This window comes from Pseudomonas cimarronensis (assembly GCF_049331905.1).
Classification (GTDB): Bacteria; Pseudomonadota; Gammaproteobacteria; order Pseudomonadales; family Pseudomonadaceae; genus Aquipseudomonas.
The window spans coordinates 3,015,478-3,036,845 of sequence record NZ_CP186283.1; the positions used below are offsets into that span (position 1 = coordinate 3,015,478).

A 21,368-nucleotide genomic window follows, 5' to 3' on the forward strand; every position below is an offset into this window, starting at 1 on the left:
GGCAACTGCTCTAGACAGCACCACTGCGCCCCGCTTATCTTCGCGCCTGGCCAGCGCACTGGCCAACGTCGCTCGGACGGTTCCGGGCGCTTACGTCTCCGAGGAAAGCATGGCTGACCAAGCTTCGCGCCGCTTTGCGCGCATTGATCGACTCCCCCCCTACGTTTTCAACATCACCGCTGAACTGAAGATGGCCGCGCGGCGCCGTGGCGAAGACATCATCGACTTCAGCATGGGCAATCCGGACGGTGCCACGCCGCCGCATATCGTCGAAAAACTGGTGCAGGTTGCCCAGCGTGAAGACACCCATGGCTACTCCACCTCACGCGGCATTCCACGCCTGCGCCGCGCCATCTCGCGCTGGTACAAGGACCGCTACGAGGTCGAGATCGACCCGGAAAGCGAAGCGATTGTCACCATCGGCTCCAAGGAAGGCCTGGCGCACCTGATGCTGGCCACCCTGGACCACGGCGACACCGTTCTGGTGCCGAACCCCAGCTACCCGATTCATATCTACGGTGCGGTGATCGCCGGCGCCCAGGTGCGTTCCGTGCCGCTGGTGCCTGGCGTGGACTTCTTCGCCGAGCTGGAGCGGGCGATTCGCGAATCGATCCCCAAGCCAAAGATGATGATTCTCGGCTTCCCCTCCAACCCCACTGCGCAATGTGTGGAGCTGGACTTCTTCGAGCGCGTGGTGGCCCTGGCCAAGCAATATGACGTGCTGGTGATTCACGACCTGGCCTACGCCGATATCGTCTACGACGGCTGGAAAGCGCCTTCAATCATGCAGGTGCCGGGCGCCAAGGATATTGCCGTGGAGTTCTTCACCTTATCGAAGAGCTACAACATGGCCGGCTGGCGCATCGGCTTTATGGTCGGCAACCCGGAGCTGGTCAGCGCCCTGGCGCGAATCAAGAGCTACCACGACTACGGCACCTTTACCCCGCTGCAGGTCGCTGCGATTGCTGCGCTGGAAGGTGATCAGCAATGCGTGCGCGATATCGCCGAGCAATACCGCCAGCGCCGCAACGTTATCGTCAAAGGCCTGCATGAAATTGGCTGGATGGTCGAGAACCCCAAGGCCTCGATGTACATCTGGGCAAAGATCCCCGAGCCTTACGCCCACTTAGGCTCGCTGGAGTTTGCCAAGAAGCTGCTAATGGAGGCCAAGGTCTGCGTCTCTCCCGGCATCGGTTTTGGTGATTACGGCGATGACCATGTGCGCTTTGCTCTGATCGAAAACCAGGACCGCACCCGTCAGGCCATTCGCGGGATCAAGGCCATGTTCCGTGCCGACGGTTTGCTCGATACCCCGGCAGCCAGTAAACCTGCCAAGCCCACGCCTTAAGCAAGGCCAAGGTGGGTTAGCCGTACTGGCTGGCTAGCCCACCGCTGTTGATGCTCGATCTGTATCAACTCGAATAGTCCAGCACCGTCCATACCCGACTAAGCCCTTCGGCGATTACACAGCCGCTTTGTCCCAACTGCTGGTTGTTGCTGTGCAATGACATCAGCGTGGTCATGCCGTCGGCAGCATCCGAGCGTTCGCTCAACCACTGCACACGGCCACAGTTGGCCGTTTCAATCACGTAACTGGCAGCCACGGCAGAATCCTCGCTGGGCAGTTTGATCACATCCACCACCGTGCCCTGCTCTTCCACGCGCTTGCCGTCAGACACCAGCACGGCCCAGGCCTGGCTGTTCTCGATCACCAGGTAAGTGCCATTGGCCCTGGGTTGATCCAGCTGCGGTTGTGCGCAACCGGTTAAAAGACTCAACAGCACAATTGTCATCAGCATCTGTTGCATTGTCAGTGACTCCTCTGCAGTGCCTGTGGCCATTGGCTTTATGGGCAGATGGCGCGATTGATTGGTGAAGGCTTGGGGTTACTATTATCGAATACTGTTTATTTGTACAGTATTTTTCGATTACCCTTGGTCTTGCCATCCAGCCAACCGTTCAGCCCGGCTAACGGGCTCATAACAAGGCGTTAACAGGAGTATCCCGATGCTCGACGTAATGCAGTTGAAACACAGCGTAAACCGCATGCCCCTGGATAAAGTCCGGGCCACCGTCAATGAATTGCAGCTCGAAGGCATCGTTACCGAGGGCAAGACACCGTTTTCACGGGTGCACTTCAATACCTGCTTTGCCGAGATCGAAGCCCTGTTGCAGCGCGCCGGTTATCACCGCCAACTGGATGTGGTCGGCTATCAGGGCCTGGCCTACGCCATGTTCGACCCGTCGCGCTGGGAGGCGGTTGAAGTGCTGCGCTGGCTCAGGGAGTTTGTCGAAGAAACCCAGGGCAAATCGCTGTCACGTTGAAGCGCTGAGCTGTTATCGCGCCTGGGTGCGTACGGCACCAAGTCGAAGCAAAAGCACCCGACAGCCGCTCAGCCATGCACAGCATTGGCCCAACACGCCTGGGCAGCGCGTTACTCAGCCGCGGTACAAATCGCCGCCACGGCGACTATTTGCTGTTCTATCCCGCATTCAATTTCATGCATAAACCCATGATTTATAAACCTTAGGCCTCCCAAGCTGAGACTCATTCGAGCCTGTCCCACAGCAGCCAGGTGCTTGCTCATCAGCGCCCTTCGGTAAATCTGGCAAGCCCCTTGCAAATATCCCCGCAAGATTCCTGCGCAGCCCACCAACGGCGGTGAGCCGCGGATCACGGACAACGGCGTCCGTCAGGTCACTTCAATCGAGGTGGCCTGGCGTACGCCGTTTTTTGTTTCAGCCGTTTTCGGCCAGAAAGGACAGACCTATGACTGATCGTGATTCGAAGCACCCAAGCCTGCACAGCCGCCGCAATTTCCTGAAAACCTCAATCGCCGTGGCCGGCACCGTCGGTGGTGTTGCCGCTCTGGGCCTGAGCGCACCGGCAAGCCTGCGCAGCGCAGCCTGGGCCGCCGGTTCCGATGCACCGGAGAAAGCCGCGCTGAAAGTCGGTTTTATTCCACTCACCGATTGCGCATCGGTGGTGGTTGCCGCCACCCAGGGCTTTGGCGAGAAATATGGCCTGAGCATCACCCCAAGCAAGGAAGCCTCCTGGGCCGGAGTGCGCGACAAACTCAACACCGGCGAGCTGGATGCCGCCCACGTGCTGTACGGCATGATGTACGGCGCCCAGTTGGGTATCGCCGGGCCGCAGAAGGACATGGCCGTACTGATGGGGCTGAACCAGAACGGTCAGGCCATTACCCTCTCCAAGCAGCTCAAAGAGGCCGGCGTGACCAACGGTGCGCAACTGGCCGAGCATGTAAAAAAAGGCGGCAACCCGCTGACCTTCGCCCAGACCTTCCCCACCGGCACCCACGCCATGTGGTTGTATTACTGGCTGGCCAGCCAAGGCATCAACCCGATGAGCGACGTAAAAACCATCGTCGTGCCGCCGCCGCAGATGGTCGCCAATATGCGTGTCGGCAATATGGACGGTTTCTGCGTCGGTGAGCCCTGGGGCGCGCGGGCGATTGCCGACAAGATCGGTTTCACCGCCGTGACCACCCAGCAGATTTGGCCAGATCACCCGGAAAAGGTCCTCGGCACCAGCCGCGCCTTTGTCGAGCAATACCCCAATACGGCCCGCGCGCTGGTCATGGCGGTGCTGGATGCCAGCCGGTTTATCGAAGCCAGCGAAGAAAACCGCAAGAGCACGGCCAAGCTGATTGCCGGCAAGGCTTACGTCAATGCGCCGGTCAAGGTGATCGAGCCACGCTTCCTCAGCCACTACGAAGACGGCCTGGGCAACAGCTGGAAGGACGAGCATGCCATGGCTTTCCATAAGGACGGCGCAGTCAACTTCCCCTACCACTCCGACGGCATGTGGTTTATGACCCAGTTCAAGCGCTGGGGCCTGATCAAGCAAGACCCGAACTACGCCGCCGTCGCCGCCGGGGTCAATCAGGTGGCGCTGTACAAGGAAGCCGCGAGTGCGCTGAACATCCCTGTGCCGGCCAGTTCGCTGCGCAGCAGCACACTGATTGATGGCAGCGTGTGGAATGGTGCGGACCCGGCAGCCTATGCCAATTCATTCGCGATCAAAGCCTGACAGGGAGCATCATGATGAATGCACCATTGAAAACCCCACTCCCCCAGGCGCTTCCCAGCACAACAGCCACGCGCCTGAGCCTACCCGGCACAACGGCCCTGCAGAACGCGCTCAAAGCGCTTATTCCGCCAGTGCTGGGCATCATGCTGTTTATCGGCCTGTGGGCACTGATTGCGAGCAAGAGCGAGGGGCTGCCCGGCCCGCTGAGCACCTGGCTATCGGCCCTGGAGCTGTTCGCTGACCCGTTCTATGACAACGGCCCCAACGATATGGGCATCGGCTGGAACATCCTGCATTCGCTGGGCCGTGTCGGTATCGGCTTTGGCTTGGCCGCGCTGATCGGCATTCCGCTGGGCTTTGCCATCGGCCGCTTTGCCTTTCTCGCCGGCATGCTCTCGCCGATCATCAGCCTGCTGCGCCCGGTGTCGCCGTTGGCCTGGCTGCCCATCGGCTTGCTGGTGTTCGAAGCGGCTGGCCCGGCGTCGATCTGGGTGATCTTTATCAGCTCCATCTGGCCAATCATCCTTAACACCGCAGCCGGGGTGGCCAGCGTGCCACAGGACTATTTGAACGTGGCCCGCGTGCTCAAGCTGTCGGAGTTCAAGGTGCTCACGCGCATCCTGTTTCCTGCCGTATTGCCGCACCTGATGACCGGCATTCGTCTGGCCATTGGCGTGGCCTGGCTGGTGATTGTCGCCGCAGAAATGCTCACCGGCGGCACTGGCCTGGGCTTCTGGGTGTGGGATGAGTGGAACAACCTCAACGTCGAACACATCCTCATCGCCATCATCATCGTCGGCCTGGTCGGCCTGGCCCTGGAGCAAGCCCTGCTCCTGCTGGCCAAGCGCTTTGATTACGCCAACTAAGGAGTTCGCCATGGACAAGTTCGTCGAACTGACCAACGTCAGCAAACACTTCGACACCAAGAAAGGCCGCTTTCAGGCGCTCAGCGACGTCAACCTGAGCATTGCCAAGGGTGAATTCGTCACCCTGATCGGCCACTCCGGTTGCGGTAAATCCACGGTGCTCAACCTGATCGCCGGCCTGCTCGAGGCCAGCGAGGGCGGGCTAATCTGCAACGGCCGTGAGATCGATGGCCCGGGACCTGAGCGCGGCGTGGTGTTCCAGAACCACAGCCTGCTGCCCTGGATGACCTGCTACGGCAATGTCTACCTGGCGGTGGAAAAGGTCTTCGCTGGCAAGGAAAGCAAGGCCCAGCTCAAGGAGCGCACCGAAGCGGCGCTGGCCATGGTCGGCCTGAGCCACGCCACCTACAAGCACCCCAATGAAATCTCCGGCGGCATGAAGCAGCGTGTCGGCATCGCCCGCGCCCTGGCCATGCAACCCAAAGTGCTGCTGATGGACGAACCCTTCGGCGCGCTGGATGCCCTGACCCGCGCGCACCTGCAGGACGAGTTGCTGCGCATCGTCGGCGAAACCCACAGCACGGTGGTGATGGTCACCCATGATGTTGACGAGGCCGTGCTGCTGTCGGATCGCATCGTGATGATGACCAACGGCCCGGCGGCGACCGTGGGCGATATCGTCAAGGTCGAGCTGGCGCGCCCGCGCGATCGCCTGGCCCTGGCCAACGACCCGCACTATCACGCCTACCGCACCGCCGTGCTGGAGTTTCTCTACCAGCGTCAGCAGCGCCCGGCAGCTTAAGGTTTTGCTGTGGCACCGATGCGGTTGAAGAAGGATTCAACCGCATCGGTATATGCACCAGGCTCGCCCAGTTGCCCATTGATCTCGCCATGCGAAAGCGCCTGCGGCAAAACCTCGACCTGCCTCCCCATCTTTTGACCGCGTTCGGCAAAGCCTTCAGCCTGACGGCATGCCTCCTCACGCTTGCTTGAACACACCGCCAGCAGCGGCGCACCGACCGGCTGTAAACGCCAATACGGCGAAGCAATGCGCCAGTACTTGGGCTCCGCGCCAAACGCCTGGTCGTACAGGCGGTAATGTTTGCCACGCATGATGCTGTCGACATCAAAGGCTGCGCTGTCCAGCGCCACCGTACCGAGCCAAGGCTGCGCGGCATACCGCTTGGCAATGGCGTCATCGGCACTCAGCAAACTGACCAGATGCGCACCGGCCGAGTGCCCCAGCAATACCACCCGCTGCGGATCCCCTCCCCACTGCCGCGCGTGCTGCTGCACATAGCTCAGCGCCTGGGCTATGTCCTCGGCCTGCTGAATGGGCATCGCATCCGGCAGCAGGCGATAGTTCACCGAGACAAACAGATAGCCCTGGGGTAGCCAGCGCGCCAGCTTGTTCTCCACCACCCGACCCATGCGTTTGTCGCCCTTGCTCCAGGCACCGCCGTGCACCATCAGCAGAATCGGTGCCGATTTGGCCTGCAGTGGACGGTAGACATCCAGGCGCTGACGCGCGTGCGTGCCATACGGCAGATCAGCCAGCAGCTCGGCGCCGAGCTGCGCGGCGCTCCTGGCACTGCGCCGGTCACTCAGGGCATCGCGCAGCCCCTGCGCCTGTACATCCACCACCCACAACAGCATCAGCAGCGCGCCGCTGCTCAATCGTCCGAGTCTCATGCCTGACCTGCCCCATGCCATCTGGATGATTGGCAGATCATCGCCGTTTTGCCCGTGAGCTGCATCAGCGTCTGCCAGGCAGATGCGAACAGGGTTAACATTCGCCACCTTTGACTGACGACCGGATGCTGGCATGGCCCGCCTGACCCTTGAATTTCCCGAAGACCAATTCTGCTACAGCACCCACCTGACCGTGCGGGTGACCGACATCAATGCCGCCAATCACCTGGGCAATGACTCGATGATTTCGATGATCTCCGAAGCGCGGGCGCGCTTTCTGTTCGAGTTCGGCATCGTCGAAACCCAGGAAGATGGCACCGGGATCATCGTTACCGACCTGGCCACCACCTACCGCGCCGAAGCCCACGCCCGCGACCAGCTGCTATTCGAGGTCGGCGTGATGGATTTCAACAAGTACGGCGGCGATATCACCTTCCGCATCACCCGCCCGGCCGATGGCAGCCTGGTGGCCATGGCCAAGTCGGGCTTTGTCTTCTTCAACTACAAACTGGGCAAGGTGGTGCCGATGCCGGCAGCTTTCAGCGCCACCTTCAGCAAGGTCAACTGGCTGGATCAGCCGTAAGGCTGATCAACAATTAACCAGCTCTCAACGTGACAGCTGGCACATCCTCTGCTACGCCTTAGGCAGAACAACAAAAGCAGGGGAATCGCTATGCCAACCACGCGCAGCCATGTCCGCCACGCAGGGCTGTTGAGCAACCTACTCGCTCTGGCCCTTCTGACCCTTCCACTACCCACACAAGCGTTGAGTGCTGCCGCACTGGATGCCACCTGCAAAGCCGTACGCAGTCACCACTGATACAGCGACGGCTGACCAAGGCCTCTCGGCCTGCCTCCTCGACACCTGGTGCCGCACCGGGCATGGGCGCTGCGCCCCATTCGGGAGCGCCCCCACCACATCACGCCTCATTTTGCAGCGCGCCCACCCACAACAGCCAGGTAAACCGGCACCTGCAGCCTTGGCGCAGCTCTTGCTAAGACAACCCCACAAGTAGCCAATGGCGGCCGCTTAACAAACGACAAAGACGTCGCATCCACCACGCCCAAGGGCCTTCGGTGTATGCGGCGTTTTGCGTTTTACGCCCCAGCGTTTGGGGCTGGCACCTGCCCTGCGATCCAGGGTTGGCGCTGGTAACTCTCTCAACCCGACTGAGGCTTCGGCCCCAGGGTGGCGCACCACAAGTGCACCACCTCCCCCGGCGGGTTGCAGCCGCCATGCCCACGATCATGGCGAACTGCACCCCGGCCGGGACCCTTATCTGCTGAACGAGGTTTGCGATGAATACGAGTTTCTGGAAAGCCGGCCACACCCCAACGCTGTTTGCCGCCTTCCTCTATTTCGACCTGAGTTTTATGGTTTGGTACGTGCTCGGCCCATTGGCTGTGCAGATTGCCACCGATCTCGACCTGACCGCCCAGCAACGCGGTCTGATGGTCGCCACTCCGATTCTCGCCGGTGCCGTGCTGCGTTTGCTGATGGGTTTCCTGGCTGATCGCCTATCGCCCAAGAGCGCGGGCCTGATTGGCCAGGTGATCGTCATCGTGGCGCTGTTCTGTGCCTGGCAGATCGGCATCAGCAGCTATGAGCAGGCCCTGCTGCTCGGCCTGTTCCTTGGTTTTGCCGGCGCGGCCTTTGCCGTGGCCCTGCCGCTGGCTTCGCAGTGGTATCCGCCGCAGCATCAGGGCAAGGCCATGGGCATTGCCGGTGCCGGCAACTCCGGTACTGTGCTGGCGGCGCTATTCGCCCCCGGGCTGGCCGCGCTGTTTGGCTGGCAGAACGTCTTCGGCTGGGCATTGATCCCGTTGCTGGCGACCCTGCTGATCTTTGCCCTGCTGGCCAAGAACGCCCCCGAGCGGCCAAAGCCCAAAGCCCTGGCCGACTATCTGAAAGCCCTGGGTGACCGCGACAGCTGGTGGTTTATGTTTTTCTACAGCGTGACCTTCGGCGGCTTTATCGGCCTGGCCAGCGCCCTGCCCGGTTACTTTAACGACCAGTACGGCCTGAACCCGGTGACTGCCGGCTACTACACCGCCGCCTGCGTCTGCGCCGGCAGCCTGATGCGCCCATTGGGCGGCGCACTGGCCGACCGTATCGGCGGCATTCGCTCGCTGCTGATGATGTACACCCTGGCCTCGCTGAGCATCGCCGCAGTGGGCTTCAACCTGGACAGCTCGGCCGCCGCGCTGACGCTGTTCGTCACCGCCATGCTTGGCCTTGGCGCCGGCAACGGCGCGGTGTTCCAACTGGTACCGCAGCGCTTTCGCAAGGAAATCGGCGTAATGACCGGGCTGATCGGCATGGCCGGCGGCATCGGCGGTTTTCTCCTGGCCGCCGGCCTGGGCACCATCAAGCAGCAGACCGGTGATTACCAGTTGGGCCTGTGGCTGTTCGCCAGTCTGGGTGTACTGGCCTGGTTCGGCCTGCTCAGCGTTAAAAGCCGCTGGCGCACTACCTGGGGCAGCGCGGCCGTCACGGCCGCGCGAGTATAAAGCCGATGTCCGAGCCAACAGCGTCGGCCCTGCAGCTGAGCTTCGGCGAAGCCAGTGCCACCGGGCCACGCACTGAGAATCAGGATGCCCTGCGCATCGTGACGCCGGCCCCGGCGCTGGCGGCCAGCAAGGGCTACCTGTTCGCCCTGGCCGATGGTGTCAGCCAGTGCGCCGATGGTGGCCTGGCCGCCCGCGCCACCTTGCAGGCGCTGGCCCTGGACTATTACTCGACTCCGGAAACCTGGGCCGTTACCCAGTCGCTGGAACGCATCCTGGTAGCACATAACCGCTGGCTGCAAGCCAATGGCGGCGGCCAGCCGCTGCTCACTACCCTCAGCGCGCTGATCCTGCGCGGCCGGCGCTTTACCCTCGCGCATATTGGCGATTGCCGTGCCTACCGCTGGTTTGCCGGGCGTCTTGAACGGCTCAGTGAAGACCATGTGTGGGAACAGCCAGGCATGCAGCATGTGCTCAAACGCGCCATGGGCCTGGATCAGCACCTGGTGATGGATTACCTCGACGGCGAACTGCGCCAGGGCGAGTGCTTTGCCCTGGTCAGCGACGGGGTCTGGGCCAGCCTCGGTGATGCCGGCATTCAGGCGATTCTGCGTGACGAGCCGGACCTCCCGGCCGCCAGCCGCGCCCTGGTCCGCGCCGCGCACCTGGCCGGCAGCCAGGACAACGCCAGCGCCTTGCTGCTGCGGGTCGAGGCTCTGCCGCAGAGCGATCTAGCCGACACCCTGGCGCAACTGCAGCACTGGCCCCTGCCGCCCAGGCTGCGCGAAGGCCAGACCTTTGAAGGCTGGCAGGTCGAGCGCTTGCTGAGTGAATCGCGTCAGTCCCTGCTCTACCGCGTGCGTGACACCCAGGGCCGGCGCTGGCTGCTGAAAACCCTGCCCAGTAGCCGAGCGGATGAAACCCAGGCCGGCCCCGCGCTCCTGCTAGAAGAATGGTTTCTGCGCCGCGTGGCCGGACGCTGCTTCGCCGAGGTGCATGCCCTGCCGCAACGTCAGCACCTGTACTACGTGCAACGTGAATACCCCGGCCAGACACTCGCCGAACACCTGCGTCTGAACGGCCCGCTCGGTCTGGCGCAATGGCTGGATATCGCCCCACGCCTGCTCAAGGCGCTGGGCATGCTGCACAGGCGCAATATCCTGCACCGCGACATCAAGCCGGAGAACCTGCTGTGGGGTGATGATGGCGAGTTGCGCATCGTGGATTTCGGCCTGGCCTACTGCCCCGGCCTGAGCCGTGATGAAGCCAACGAGCTGCCCGGCACACCCAGCTATATCGCCCCGGAAGCGTTTGCCGGGGCCGTGCCGGGGCCGCAGCAAGACCTCTACAGCGCCGGCGTAACGCTGTACCAACTACTCACCGGTCATTACCCCTATGGGGAAATCGAAGCCTTTCAGCACCCACGCTTCGGCCAGCCCACAGCAGCCAGTCGCTACCGACCGGACCTGCCCGGCTGGCTCGATGACAACCTGGCGCGAGCGCTGAATGCCGATCCGCAGCAACGCTATGAAACCGCCGAAGAGTGGCTGCACAACCTTGAACAGGGCGAACGCCAGGCCATCAGCAGCCGCCCTCGGCCATTGCTTGAGCGCGAGCCGTTGCGCGTCTGGCGTGGCCTGGCGTTGTTTTCCCTGGTGCTGAATCTGGTGCTGCTGATCAGCCTGATGCACTGAGGTAAAGCACGCACCAATCCAGCGCAAGCCGCCTTGAAAGGGTGCGTAAATCGCTACAACCCTCAGGCAAAACCGCTGCAAGACCCAGTAAATCCGGGCCCAGGCAAGTTGGCACACGCCCTGCATTGGCACTGACACAATTTAATAAAGCGCAGCCTTCAACGAAGAAGGCCGCACTTCCCGAGAGAACGGGACTTGGACAAAGGCGTCCTCGCTAGGTGACTAGCGGGACGCCTTTTTTGTTTTTGCGCGTTTTTAATCAGGAGATGGCCGGCATGCAGAAGCTCAAGCTGGTGATGATCGGTAACGGCATGGCGGGTGTGCGCACCCTTGAAGAGCTGCTCAAGCTTGCCCCCGACCTCTACGACATTACGGTGTTCGGCGCCGAACCGCACCCGAACTACAACCGCATCCTGCTCTCGCCGGTGCTGGCCGGCGAGCAGACCTTCGAGGAAATCATCCTCAACGACCTCAACTGGTACGCCGAAAACAACATCCAGCTGATGCTCAATCGCAAGGTGATCAGCATCGACCGCAAGAAGCGCGTGGTGACTGCCGATGACGGCAGCAGCGCCGAATACGATCGCCTGCTCATCGCCACCGGTTCCAACCCGTTCGTGTTGCCGATTCCAGGCAACAAGCTGACCGGGGTGATCGGCTACCGCGACGTGGCCGACACCCAGACCATGATCGACACCGCCAAAACCCATAGCCACGCCGTGGTCATCGGCGGCGGCCTGCTCGGCCTGGAAGCGGCCAACGGCCTGAAGATGCGCGGCATGGACGTGACCGTGGTGCATTTGTCTGACTGGCTGCTGGAGCGTCAGCTGGACAAAACCGCCGGCAAGCTGCTGCAAACCGCGCTGGAAGCCCGCGGCATCCACTTCCGCCTGAATGAGCAGACCGAAGAGCTGATGGACAACGGCGACGGCCGCGTCTGCGCCGTGCAGTTCAAGAGTGGCGACGTGATTCCCGCCGACCTGGTGGTAATGGCCGCCGGCATCCGCCCCAACACCGAACTGGCCGAGAAGGCCGGCATTCCGTGCAACCGCGGCATTCTGGTCAACGACACCATGCAGACCTTTGATCCGCGTATTTACTCGATCGGCGAATGCGCCAACCACCGTGGCATTGCCTACGGCCTGGTTGCGCCGCTGTTCGAGCAGGCCAAGGTCTGCGCCAACCACCTGGCCCAGCTCGGCTTCGCCCGTTATCAGGGCTCGGTCACCTCGACCAAGCTGAAGGTCACCGGCATCGACCTGTTCTCCGCCGGCGATTTCATGGGCAGTGAAGGCACCGAGACCATCACCCTCTCCGACCCGATTGGCGGCGTGTACAAAAAGCTGGTGGTGAAGAACGACATCCTCGTCGGTGCCTGCCTGTATGGCGACACTGCCGACGGCGGCTGGTACTTCCGCCAGGTCAAGGAGCAGGCCAACATCAGCGAGATCCGCGATCACCTGATGTTCGGCGAAAACGCACTGGGCGACGTCGGCCACCAGGGCCAGAGCAGCACCGCCAACATGCCCGACAGCATGGAAGTATGCGGCTGTAACGGCGTGTGCAAAGGCACCATCGTCAAGGCGATCCAGGAGAACGGCCTGTTCTCGGTAGATGAAGTGAAAAAGCACACCAAGGCCGCCAGCTCATGCGGTTCATGCGCCGGCCTGGTCGAGCAGATCCTGATCAGCACCGTCGGCGGTGCCGCCGATGTGAAGCCGAAAAGCGAGAAAGCCATCTGCGGCTGCAGCGAGATGAACCACGGGCAGATCCGCCAGGCGATTCGCGAACAACACCTGACCAGCATGGCCGACACCATGGCGGCGCTGCACTGGAGCACACCAAACGGCTGCGCCACCTGCCGCCCGGCGCTGAACTACTACCTGATCTCCACTTGGCCGGGCGAAGCCAAGGACGACCCGCAGTCGCGCCTGATCAACGAACGTGCCCACGCCAACATCCAGAAAGACGGCACCTACTCGGTGGTGCCGCGCATGTGGGGCGGCGTGACCAACCCGTCTGAGCTGCGCCGCATCGCCGACGTCGCCGACAAGTACAAGGTGCCGATGGTCAAGGTCACCGGCGGTCAGCGTATCGACCTGCTGGGCATCAAGAAGGAAGACCTGCCAGCGGTATGGAAGGAGCTGGACATGGCCTCGGGCCACGCCTACGGCAAGTCCATCCGCACCGTGAAAACCTGCGTCGGCAGTGAGTTCTGCCGCTTTGGCACACAGAACTCGACCCAGCTGGGCATCGATCTGGAACACGACCTGTTCAATATGTGGTCGCCGCACAAGGTCAAGCTGGCCGTCTCTGGCTGCCCGCGCAACTGCGCCGAAGCCGGCATCAAGGACGTCGGCATCATCGGCGTGGACTCCGGCTTCGAGATGTACATCGGTGGCAACGGCGGGATCAAAACCGAGGTCGCCGAGTTCTTCGTCAAGCTGAAAACCGCCGAAGAAGTGCGCGAATACAACGGCGCCTTCCTCCAGCTTTACCGCGAGGAAGCCTTCTACCTGGAGCGCACCGTGCACTACATGCAGCGCGTCGGCATGGAGCACATCAAGAAGGCCGTGCTGGAAGACGAGGACAACCGCAAGGCGTTGAATGCGCGCCTGCAGTTCGCCCTGTCGTTCGAGCAGGACCCGTGGAAAGAACGCATCGAAACCCCGCAACTGAAAAAAGAGTTCGACCGCATCAGCGTCGTGCAAGTCGAGGAGGCCACCGTATGAACTGGCTGGATATCTGTGCCCTGGAAGAAATCAACGTGCTCGGCTCGCGCATCATCAGCGGCCCGAAAGGCGATATCGCGATCTTCCGCACCAGTGACGACGAAGTATTCGCCCTCGACGACCGCTGCCCGCACAAGGGCGGCCCGCTGTCCCAGGGGTTGATCTACGGCAAGCGCGTGGCCTGCCCGCTGCACAACTGGCAGATCGAGCTGGAAAGCGGTGCGGCGGTCGCACCGGATGTCGGCTGTGCACACAAGCATGAGACCAAGGTGGAAAACGGCCGCGTGCTGCTGGCCCTGAAAGTCGCCACCGCCGAGTGCGCATAACCCTGTAGGCGCGGAGAAACGGCCATGGCCACTCAAATCACCGCTTCAACCTGCTGCTACTGCGGTGTCGGCTGCGGCGTGCTGATCGAACACGACGGCGAGAAGATTCTCGGCGTTGCGGGCGACCCCAGCCACCCGGCCAACCTCGGCAAGCTGTGCAGCAAGGGTGCAAGCCTGCACCTGACCGGCGACCTCGACGCCCGCGCCCTCTACCCGGAACTGCGTCTGGGCAAGGGCCTGGCGCGCACCCGCACGGATTGGGACAGCGCCCTGGATCACGCCGCCAACGTGTTTGCTGAAACCATCCGCGAACATGGCCCGGACAGCGTGGCCTTCTATATCTCCGGGCAACTGCTGACCGAGGACTACTACGCCTTCAACAAGCTGGCCCGTGCCCTGGTCGGCACCAACAATATCGACAGCAACTCGCGCCTGTGCATGTCCAGCGCCGTGGTGGGCTATAAGCGCAGCCTGGGTGCCGACGCGCCGCCGTGCAACTACGAGGACATCGAGCAGAGCGATTGCGTGCTGATCGCCGGCAGCAACATGGCCTACGCCCACCCGGTGCTGTTTCGCCGCCTGGAAGAAGCCAAGGCCAAACGCCCGCAGATGAAGGTCATCGTCATCGACCCGCGGCGCACCGACACCTGCGACCTGGCAGACCTGCACCTGGCGATTCTGCCGGGCAGTGACGTGGCGCTGTTTCACGGCATCCTGCATATCCTGCTGTGGGAAGGCTGGATCGACCGCCGCTATATCGATGCCCACACCGAGGGCTTCGATGCCCTGAAAAGCCTGGTGCACGCCTACAACCCGCAGATGGTCAGCGAGCTGTGCGGCATCAGCGTGGACAGCCTGCAACAGTGCGCCCAGCTGATCGGTCAGGCACCGAGCTTTCTTTCGCTGTGGTGCATGGGCCTCAACCAATCCAGCGCAGGCTCGGCCAAGAACAGCGCGCTGATCAACCTTCACCTGGCCACCGGGCAGATCGGTAAAGTCGGCAGCGGGCCCTTCTCCCTCACCGGCCAGCCGAATGCCATGGGCGGCCGCGAAACCGGCAGCCTGAGCAACCTGCTGCCGGGTCATCGCGAGGCTGGCAATGCCGAACATCGCGCCGAAGTCGCCCACTACTGGGGCGTCGACGGCCTGCCGGAAAGCACCGGCCTGACCGCCATCGAGCTGTTCGAAGCGGTGCGGGTCGGCCAGATCAAAGCGCTGTGGATTGCCTGTACCAACCCGGCGCAGTCGCTGCCGGACCAGAACAAGGTGCATGAAGCGCTGGCCGCCTGCCCCTTCGTCGTGGTGCAGGAAGCCTTCTTCACCACCGAGACCTGCCACTACGCCGACCTGCTGCTGCCCGCTGCCAGCTGGGGCGAGAAGGAAGGCACAGTGACCAACTCCGAGCGGCGTATCAGCCATGTGCGCCGCGCCGTGCCAGCACCCGCCGAGGCGCGGCCGGATTGGGCGATCACCACGGATTTCGCCCGCCGTTTAGAACCCCTGCTACGCCCCGGCCTGCCCAGCCTGTTCGCCTTCGACAGCCCTGACGCGCTGTTCGAGGAATACAAACACCTGACTGCCAAACGCGATCTCGACCTCTCGGGGCTGAGCTACGCGATTCTGGATCACCAAGGTCCCCAGCAATGGCCGTTCCCGGCCGGCGCGACTCAGGGAACTGCGCGCCTGTATGGCGATGGCCAGTTCCCCACGGCAAACGGCCGCGCGAAGTTTCAGGCCGAGCCGTTTCGCGCGGCCAAGGAAAAACGCGAGACGCGTTATTCCCTGACCCTCAACACCGGCCGCCTGCGTGATCAGTGGCACGGCATGAGCCGCACCGGCTCGGCCGCGCAGCTGTTCGGCCACGCCCCGGAAGCGCTGCTCAGCCTGCATCCGGACGAACTGCGCCGGCGTCGCCTGCAGAGCGGCGATCTGCTCAAGGTGCGCAGCCGCCGCGGCAGCCTGATCGTCCCGGTGGTGGCCGATGAGTCGATCCGCAGTGGCCAGGCGTATATGCCCATGCACTGGGGCAACCGCTTTCTCAAGGGCCTGGGCACCAACGTGCTGACCCAGCCGGCGTTCGATCCGCTGTCCAAGCAGCCGGAGCTGAAACATGCCGGCATCGAAGTGGAAAAAGTCGAGCTGCCCTGGAGCTTTTTTGCCCTGGTCGAAGGTGATGTGCAGTCGCGCTTCGAGGCATTGCGCCCGTTGTTCGAAGCGTTTGCCTACGCCAACCTGACCCTGACCGGCCGCGAGCGCCCCGCTCTGCTGATCCGCGCAGCGTGTGCGGTGGCACCCGAGGCCGAACTGCTGGCACATATCGACCGCCTGCTCGGCCTGAACAAGGGCCCAGTGCTGGCCTATGACGACCCGCGCAAGGCCGTCGGCAAACGCGTACGCATTGAAGATGGGCGCATCACGGCGATCCGTCTGGCTGGTGAAACCGCCGCTCGCGACTGGCTAAAAACCCTGTGGAACGACGGTCAAGCCGATGCCGATCTGCGCCGCTGGCTGCTCGCCCCCGTGTCAACCCCACCGGGCAGTGCCAGTAGCAAAACCGCCAGCAAGACCCTGTGCAACTGCCTGAACGTCAGTGAAGCCGCAGTATGCGCGGGAATCGCTCGCGGTCTTGACCTGAACGGCCTCAAGCAGGAACTCAAATGCGGCACCAGCTGTGGTTCCTGCGTACCCGAAATCAAGCGCCTGCTGGCCCAACAGCCGGTTGCCGTCAACGCCTAGAGGTATTCGATATGAGCGCAAAAGTCTGGCTGGTAGGCGCAGGCCCGGGTGATCCGGAATTGCTGACTCTCAAGGCAGTCAAGGCCCTGAATCAGGCCGACATCGTGATGATCGACGATCTGGTCAACCCGGCGGTGCTGGAACACTGCCCCAGCGCACGGATCATGCCGGTGGGCAAGCGCGGCGGTTGCCGCTCCACGCCACAGGCGTTTATCCATCGGCTGATGCTGCGTTATGCCCGCCAAGGCAAGTGCGTGGTACGCCTGAAAGGTGGCGACCCGTGCATCTTCGGCCGTGGCAGCGAGGAGGCCGACTGGCTCAGCCAACATGGTATCGAAGTGGAAATGGTCAACGGCATTACCGCAGGTTTAGCCGGGGCGACCAATTTCGGCATTCCCCTGACCCTGCGCGGCGTCGCCCGTGGCGTAACCCTGGTCACCGCCCACACCCAGGACGACAGCAGCCTGAACTGGAGTGCTTTGGCGCAGAGCGGCACCACCCTGGTGGTATATATGGGCGTGGCCAAGCTGCCGGAAATCCGCGAAAGCCTGCTGGCTGCAGGTATGCGCAATGACATGCCGGTGGCCATGATCGAAAACGCCTCGCTGCCTGAACAGCGCGAATGCCGCAGCAACCTGGCAAACATGCAACAAGCCGCACACGACTTCCGCCTGAAAAGCCCCGCCATCCTGGTGATTGGCGACGTGGCCGCACAACCTGACATGCAGCTCGCTGCGATCAGTGCCTGACCACTTCGCGCTCCTGCGAAGTTCCCCTCGCCCGCTACCCGCGGGCTTTTTTTATTGCCCTCATTTAGTTTTAGAGCAGAGCATTTATCGCAGGCATAAAAAAACCCGGCCGAAGCCGGGTTTTCTATGCAGCCAGATCGATTACTGCTTGATCTGAGCTTCTACTTCAGCTTCTACGCGGCGGTTAACAGCACGGCCTGCGTCGGTAGCATTGTCAGCAACCGGACGGGACTCACCGTAGCCGGCAGCGTTAACGCGGGAAGCTTCTACGCCGTACTGGTTGACCAGGACGTCACGAACAGCGCTGGCGCGACGCTCGGACAGTTTCTGATTGTAGGCGTCGCTGCCTTTGGAGTCAGTGTGACCTTCAACCACGGTGGTGGTCTGCGGGTACTGCTTCATGAAGTCAGCCAGGTTCTTGATGTCGCCATAGCTTTCTGGCTTGACCTGAGCCTTGTCGAAGTCGAACTTCACGTCCAGCTCAACACGAACCAGTTCCAGCGGCTCTTCAACAGCAGCAACTGGCTCTGGGATCGGCTCAGGAGCCGGTGCTACAACTGGAGCCGGCTTGCTGCCGCCACCGAAATTCATGCCGATACCGACGCTTGGAGCCCACTCGGTGTCGCCCTGGTCGATGTTGTACTGAGCTTCAACGCCAGCACGGGCGTAGAAGTTGTCAGTGAAGTAGTACTTGGCGCCGCCGCCAACGTTGGCGAAGGTGGAACCGTTGCGACCGTTACGACCGGACTGACCGATGCTCTGATCGGAGAAGCCAGCGGAAACGTAAGGACGCAGTGCGTCGCCAGCGTTGTTGAAGTGGTACAGCGCATCCAGAGCGGTGTTGGAGCCCTTGATGTTGCGGCCATCTTCGCCACGTGCGTTGTGCACTTCGTCGTAGCTCAGGCGCAGTTCAACGTCGTCAGTCAGGTAGTAGCCGATGCTACCGCCGAACAGGTTGCCGTTGTTTTTGAAGTCACGGGCGCTGTCGAAGATTTCCTTCTTGGCAAAACCCTCCACTTCTACAGCGCCTTGGCCTTGAGCGAGAGCGCTCAGGGAAGCGGTGGCCAGCAGCGAGCCAATAACAGCGCCTAGAGTGTTTTTCAATTTCATTACGAGAATCCCTATCTTGGTGGTCAGTAAGTTGTCTGACAGACACAAGACAACTCAGCCGGCAATTCTACCAGAATTAACCGCTTACTATGACGCCTTTATTCCAACTAAGTTTCGGGATTGTCAGAAAATTTATCACGCAGCCGATCGAGTGCCCGCTTATAACGCATTTTCGTCGCGCTCAGGCCCATGTGCATGATGTCGGCAATCTCCTGAAACTCCAGCTCTGCGACAAAACGTAGCACCAGAATTTCCCGGTCAATCGGATTGACGTGCACCAGCCAACGGTCAAGCCCGCCCTTTTCCTCGGGCTTTGGCGCCTTTTCTTCGGAAGCTTCTTCAAGCGGATCCAAACTTAAGGCGTCAATAAGACGACGTTTACGCCGCTCTTTGCGATATTGGGTAATACATTCGTTATAGGTAATGCTGTACAGCCAGGTTTTGAACTTCGACTTACCTTCAAAGTTCTTCAGGCCATATAAGACCTTGAGCATTACTTCCTGGCAGACATCATCGGCGTCACGCTCGTTGCCCAAGTAACGCGCGCACACGTTGAACAAGGTGCGCTGATAACGACGCATCAACTCTTCATAGGCACGGGTTATGTGGAATAACTCGTCATGCGCACGCGCCACCAACTCTTCATCCGAGAGCTCGCGGGGGTCGTAGCGTAGAGACGCAGAATGGGCTTTATTCAAAACGAGTCGGGCCGACAGTCAGGACAAAAGCCAGCGCAGCCCTGAATCAGGCTGCGGATTGGCCGCATACAATAGCAGGGATTGGCCTTAGCGGCTGCTTACCTGCTGCTCGAGCAAGGTACGGTTGGCCACTGAGACCAACTCGCCCGCTTCCGTCAGCAGGGTGGTCTTGACCGTTCCGATCTCCTCGATCTGCCCTTCGACCGCACCGATCTGCACTTGTTGCCCAACCTCATACAACTCGCGCACATAAATACCCGCCAGAATCTGGCTGGCAATATCACGACTCCCCAGCCCCAGGGCCAGGGCCACTGCGAGGCCCACGGAAATCAGCACGATGGCGATCACGTTGTTGAGCAGGTCAGTCTTGACCTCCAACTGGCCGATGGCCACCGAGATGCTGATGATGATCACCAGGCCCTGAGCGATACGCCCCAGACCGTTGGCGTAATCCAGGCCGACACCTTCCGCTGCACCGCGTACCAGGCCACTGACCAGTTGCGCCAGCAATACACCAGCCAGCAGCACCAGGGCCGCACCGAACACTTTCGGCAGGTACAGGGCCAGCACATCAAGCGTTGCGGAAACCCGCTCCAAGCCCAGGGACTCAGCAGCCGTCACTAGGAAGATCAACAGCACGAACCAATAGACGATCTTGCCGATCAGGGTCGATACCGGCACCTGAATGCCGGCGCGGCTCAGCAACTTGGTCAGGCCAGTGCCCGCCATCAGGCGATCCAGGCCGATCTTGCCGAGCAGCTTCGACAACAGGGTGTCGAGGAACTTGGCCACCACGAAACCCAGTAGCACCACCACCATGGCACCGAACAGGCGCGGGATAAAGGCGGCAATCGGGGTCCACACGCTGGCCATCGCATCAACCAGAACTTGAGTAAATTCCATGCTCAGTCAGCCTTTTCAGTCGAACGAAGTGAGGGTTTGCGGCGTGAAACAGGTGCAACATGTGCCGAACCGTTATTCAGGGCAATCATCAGCGCACTCAGCCAGTGCCCCATCAGGGCAAACAGATCACCTGCACCGACCTGGCGATTGGCGGTCTTCAGCACGCGATGCAGACAGGCATCATCGTCGTGGCTTGCGGCAGGTGACTTGAGCAAATCACGCAGTGATTCTTCAAACGGATCGTGCATGGCGCACCTCACAGGATGTGACGGCTAGACGAGGCATGTGCAAGGCAAGTCACATCAGATCCAGCGCAAGCGGCGAAACAACAGCCACTGCCCCAGCGCGACGACGGCCATCAACGAGCAAGCCAACAGAAAACCGTGAGGGCTTTCCGAGCCGGGAATACCGCCGACGTTGATCCCCAGCAGCCCGGTGATAAAGCTCATCGGCAGGAAAATCCCGGTGATGATGCCGAACCGGTACATGGTGTGGTTCATCCGTTCATCCATACGCCGGTTTTCGGCTTCCAGCAGCAGACTGACGCGCTCGCGGCTGAGTTCCAGCTCTTCCAGATAACGGGTCAGGCGGTTATTCAGCTCATTCCAGTAGCTGCTGTCGCCGCCGACAAACCAGGCCTGGGCACTGGCCGTCAGTTGTCCGTAGATGTCGCGCTGCGGCGCCAGAAACCGTCGCAGGCTGGCCGCACGTCGGCGCATCTGTAGCAACTCAGCGTGATCCAGAGTGCTGGTCTGCTCGGCATCGGCAAGTTCTTCTTGCTCATCAATCTGCTCGGCGAGGTCGCCGATCAGCAGTTCGATCTTGTCCGTCAGGTAATGCGCCAGACGCAGAATCAGCTCCGCCGAGGTTTTCGGCCCGCGCCCGGCCAGCAGGTCCTCGATCAGAGCTTCGGTGGCACGTAAGGGGCGCAGACGCAGGGAGATCGCACGCTGCGCATCAGCGAAGATGCGCACCGACACCATGTCTTCCGGTTCGGCGCCAGGGTTGAGGTTCAAACCACGCAGAAACAGCAGCAACTGTTGCTCAGGCAACGCCAACAGCCGGGGCCGGGTGTTCTCCTCCAGCAGCAGGTTGCAGGCGAACTCGTTCAGCCCGCTTTCAGCACGCAGCCAGTTGTGCGTATGCGGATGCCCGCGATCCCAGTGCAGCCAAAGACTTTCCTGCTCACGCAGTTCAAGCCCCTGCAGTTCCTGTCGGGTGATGCTGCGTGCCCCGCCCTGACCATTGAGGACGAAGGCATGCACCAGGCCCCACTGCGCGTTGTCTTCCTCACGCATGA

19 protein-coding genes are annotated in these 21,368 nt (G+C 61.6%); 12 read left to right on the forward strand and 7 right to left on the reverse strand.

Annotated elements, in window-relative coordinates:
• Nucleotides 1-109 precede the first annotated feature (109 nt).
• Nucleotides 110-1,348, forward strand: coding sequence for an alanine transaminase (alaC, locus tag ACOCLD_RS14015; protein WP_422909602.1), 1,239 nt, complete (start codon nt 110-112; stop codon nt 1,346-1,348).
• A gap of 64 nt (nt 1,349-1,412) precedes the next feature.
• Here the strand turns inward: alaC and ACOCLD_RS14020 are convergent, their stop codons facing one another.
• Nucleotides 1,413-1,808 (reverse strand): hypothetical protein, encoded by a 396-nt coding sequence (locus ACOCLD_RS14020; RefSeq protein ID WP_422909603.1) that lies wholly within the window; start codon nt 1,806-1,808, stop codon nt 1,413-1,415.
• A 199-nt stretch (nt 1,809-2,007) separates the two neighbouring features.
• Between ACOCLD_RS14020 and ACOCLD_RS14025 the strand changes: the two genes are divergently transcribed.
• From ACOCLD_RS14025 to ACOCLD_RS14040, 4 genes are all read left to right on the forward strand, one after another.
• The gene (locus ACOCLD_RS14025; RefSeq protein ID WP_233685110.1) at nt 2,008-2,325 is read left to right on the forward strand and encodes a transcriptional regulator; all 318 of its coding nucleotides are present in this window, start codon (nt 2,008-2,010) and stop codon (nt 2,323-2,325) included.
• A gap of 445 nt (nt 2,326-2,770) precedes the next feature.
• Nucleotides 2,771-4,054, forward strand: coding sequence for an ABC transporter substrate-binding protein (locus ACOCLD_RS14030; RefSeq protein ID WP_422909604.1), 1,284 nt, complete (start codon nt 2,771-2,773; stop codon nt 4,052-4,054).
• Between the two features lie 14 nt (nt 4,055-4,068).
• Nucleotides 4,069-4,920 (forward strand): nitrate ABC transporter permease, encoded by an 852-nt coding sequence (gene ntrB, locus ACOCLD_RS14035; RefSeq protein ID WP_422911813.1) that lies wholly within the window; start codon nt 4,069-4,071, stop codon nt 4,918-4,920.
• A 10-nt stretch (nt 4,921-4,930) separates the two neighbouring features.
• Entirely contained in the window at nt 4,931-5,722 is a 792-nt protein-coding gene (locus ACOCLD_RS14040) for an ABC transporter ATP-binding protein (RefSeq protein WP_233685113.1), read from the forward strand.
• On the opposite strand, the gene ACOCLD_RS14045 is transcribed toward ACOCLD_RS14040, so the two are convergent.
• A complete protein-coding gene (locus ACOCLD_RS14045; protein ID WP_422909605.1) occupies nt 5,719-6,612 on the reverse strand; it encodes an alpha/beta hydrolase in 894 nt (297 codons plus the stop codon). The two genes, ACOCLD_RS14040 and ACOCLD_RS14045, sit on opposite strands and share 4 nt — an antisense overlap.
• A 133-nt stretch (nt 6,613-6,745) precedes the next feature.
• Here ACOCLD_RS14045 and ACOCLD_RS14050 point away from each other — a divergent pair, with 133 nt between their 5' ends.
• The 7 genes from ACOCLD_RS14050 (at nt 6,746) to cobA (ending at nt 17,357) form a co-directional block, all read left to right on the forward strand.
• Nucleotides 6,746-7,195, forward strand: a complete 450-nt coding sequence (locus ACOCLD_RS14050; RefSeq protein WP_233685115.1) for a thioesterase family protein — start codon at nt 6,746-6,748, stop codon at nt 7,193-7,195.
• A 716-nt stretch (nt 7,196-7,911) separates the two neighbouring features.
• Complete coding sequence (locus tag ACOCLD_RS14055) at nt 7,912-9,123, forward strand: nitrate/nitrite transporter (RefSeq protein WP_257779515.1); 1,212 nt, start codon at nt 7,912-7,914, stop codon at nt 9,121-9,123.
• Nucleotides 9,124-9,128: 5 nt separating this feature from the next.
• Nucleotides 9,129-10,814 carry a protein kinase domain-containing protein gene (locus ACOCLD_RS14060; protein WP_422909606.1) on the forward strand — a complete coding sequence of 562 codons (1,686 nt, stop codon included), beginning with the start codon at nt 9,129-9,131 and terminating at the stop codon, nt 10,812-10,814.
• A 275-nt stretch (nt 10,815-11,089) separates the two neighbouring features.
• The gene (gene nirB / locus ACOCLD_RS14065) at nt 11,090-13,546 is read left to right on the forward strand and encodes a nitrite reductase large subunit NirB (RefSeq protein WP_422909607.1); all 2,457 of its coding nucleotides are present in this window, start codon (nt 11,090-11,092) and stop codon (nt 13,544-13,546) included.
• Complete coding sequence (nirD, locus tag ACOCLD_RS14070) at nt 13,543-13,872, forward strand: nitrite reductase small subunit NirD (RefSeq protein WP_422909608.1); 330 nt, start codon at nt 13,543-13,545, stop codon at nt 13,870-13,872. The genes nirB and nirD overlap by 4 nt, the downstream gene beginning before the upstream one ends.
• 24 nt (nt 13,873-13,896) lie before the next feature.
• Nucleotides 13,897-16,608 (forward strand): molybdopterin-dependent oxidoreductase, encoded by a 2,712-nt coding sequence (locus tag ACOCLD_RS14075; RefSeq protein WP_422909609.1) that lies wholly within the window; start codon nt 13,897-13,899, stop codon nt 16,606-16,608.
• Nucleotides 16,609-16,619: 11 nt separating this feature from the next.
• The gene (gene cobA, locus ACOCLD_RS14080; protein ID WP_422909610.1) at nt 16,620-17,357 is read left to right on the forward strand and encodes a uroporphyrinogen-III C-methyltransferase; all 738 of its coding nucleotides are present in this window, start codon (nt 16,620-16,622) and stop codon (nt 17,355-17,357) included.
• A 141-nt stretch (nt 17,358-17,498) separates the two neighbouring features.
• Here cobA and ACOCLD_RS14085 read toward each other — a convergent pair whose 3' ends face one another.
• The 5 genes from ACOCLD_RS14085 to ACOCLD_RS14105 all read right to left on the reverse strand — a co-directional run bounded on the left by ACOCLD_RS14085 (nt 17,499) and on the right by ACOCLD_RS14105 (nt 21,366).
• Nucleotides 17,499-18,467 (reverse strand): OmpA family protein, encoded by a 969-nt coding sequence (locus ACOCLD_RS14085; RefSeq protein ID WP_422909611.1) that lies wholly within the window; start codon nt 18,465-18,467, stop codon nt 17,499-17,501.
• Nucleotides 18,468-18,574: 107 nt separating this feature from the next.
• On the reverse strand, nt 18,575-19,165 hold the full coding sequence (gene sigX, locus ACOCLD_RS14090; protein WP_257779508.1) for an RNA polymerase sigma factor SigX: 591 nt from the start codon (nt 19,163-19,165) through the stop codon (nt 18,575-18,577).
• An 87-nt stretch (nt 19,166-19,252) separates the two neighbouring features.
• Nucleotides 19,253-20,068, reverse strand: a complete 816-nt coding sequence (locus ACOCLD_RS14095; protein ID WP_233685124.1) for a mechanosensitive ion channel family protein — start codon at nt 20,066-20,068, stop codon at nt 19,253-19,255.
• A gap of 2 nt (nt 20,069-20,070) precedes the next feature.
• On the reverse strand, nt 20,071-20,316 hold the full coding sequence (locus tag ACOCLD_RS14100; protein ID WP_422909612.1) for a CrfX protein: 246 nt from the start codon (nt 20,314-20,316) through the stop codon (nt 20,071-20,073).
• A 54-nt stretch (nt 20,317-20,370) separates the two neighbouring features.
• Nucleotides 20,371-21,366, reverse strand: coding sequence for a zinc transporter ZntB (locus ACOCLD_RS14105; RefSeq protein ID WP_392539743.1), 996 nt, complete (start codon nt 21,364-21,366; stop codon nt 20,371-20,373).
• Nucleotides 21,367-21,368 lie beyond the last annotated feature (2 nt).

What these genes read in the sequence shown, in the direction of transcription:
- alaC (WP_422909602.1), top strand. Translation starts at nt 110, where the DNA reads ATGGCTGACCAAGCTTCGCGCCGCTTTGCGCGCATTGATCGACTCCCC.
- ACOCLD_RS14020 (WP_422909603.1), bottom strand. Translation starts at nt 1,808, where the DNA reads ATGCAACAGATGCTGATGACAATTGTGCTGTTGAGTCTTTTAACCGGT.
- ACOCLD_RS14025 (WP_233685110.1), top strand. Translation starts at nt 2,008, where the DNA reads ATGCTCGACGTAATGCAGTTGAAACACAGCGTAAACCGCATGCCCCTG.
- ACOCLD_RS14030 (WP_422909604.1), top strand. Translation starts at nt 2,771, where the DNA reads ATGACTGATCGTGATTCGAAGCACCCAAGCCTGCACAGCCGCCGCAAT.
- ntrB (WP_422911813.1), top strand. Translation starts at nt 4,069, where the DNA reads ATGAATGCACCATTGAAAACCCCACTCCCCCAGGCGCTTCCCAGCACA.
- ACOCLD_RS14040 (WP_233685113.1), top strand. Translation starts at nt 4,931, where the DNA reads ATGGACAAGTTCGTCGAACTGACCAACGTCAGCAAACACTTCGACACC.
- ACOCLD_RS14045 (WP_422909605.1), bottom strand. Translation starts at nt 6,612, where the DNA reads ATGAGACTCGGACGATTGAGCAGCGGCGCGCTGCTGATGCTGTTGTGG.
- ACOCLD_RS14050 (WP_233685115.1), top strand. Translation starts at nt 6,746, where the DNA reads ATGGCCCGCCTGACCCTTGAATTTCCCGAAGACCAATTCTGCTACAGC.
- ACOCLD_RS14055 (WP_257779515.1), top strand. Translation starts at nt 7,912, where the DNA reads ATGAATACGAGTTTCTGGAAAGCCGGCCACACCCCAACGCTGTTTGCC.
- ACOCLD_RS14060 (WP_422909606.1), top strand. Translation starts at nt 9,129, where the DNA reads ATGTCCGAGCCAACAGCGTCGGCCCTGCAGCTGAGCTTCGGCGAAGCC.
- nirB (WP_422909607.1), top strand. Translation starts at nt 11,090, where the DNA reads ATGCAGAAGCTCAAGCTGGTGATGATCGGTAACGGCATGGCGGGTGTG.
- nirD (WP_422909608.1), top strand. Translation starts at nt 13,543, where the DNA reads ATGAACTGGCTGGATATCTGTGCCCTGGAAGAAATCAACGTGCTCGGC.
- ACOCLD_RS14075 (WP_422909609.1), top strand. Translation starts at nt 13,897, where the DNA reads ATGGCCACTCAAATCACCGCTTCAACCTGCTGCTACTGCGGTGTCGGC.
- cobA (WP_422909610.1), top strand. Translation starts at nt 16,620, where the DNA reads ATGAGCGCAAAAGTCTGGCTGGTAGGCGCAGGCCCGGGTGATCCGGAA.
- ACOCLD_RS14085 (WP_422909611.1), bottom strand. Translation starts at nt 18,467, where the DNA reads ATGAAATTGAAAAACACTCTAGGCGCTGTTATTGGCTCGCTGCTGGCC.
- ACOCLD_RS14095 (WP_233685124.1), bottom strand. Translation starts at nt 20,068, where the DNA reads ATGGAATTTACTCAAGTTCTGGTTGATGCGATGGCCAGCGTGTGGACC.
- ACOCLD_RS14100 (WP_422909612.1), bottom strand. Translation starts at nt 20,316, where the DNA reads ATGCACGATCCGTTTGAAGAATCACTGCGTGATTTGCTCAAGTCACCT.
- ACOCLD_RS14105 (WP_392539743.1), bottom strand. Translation starts at nt 21,366, where the DNA reads ATGCGTGAGGAAGACAACGCGCAGTGGGGCCTGGTGCATGCCTTCGTC.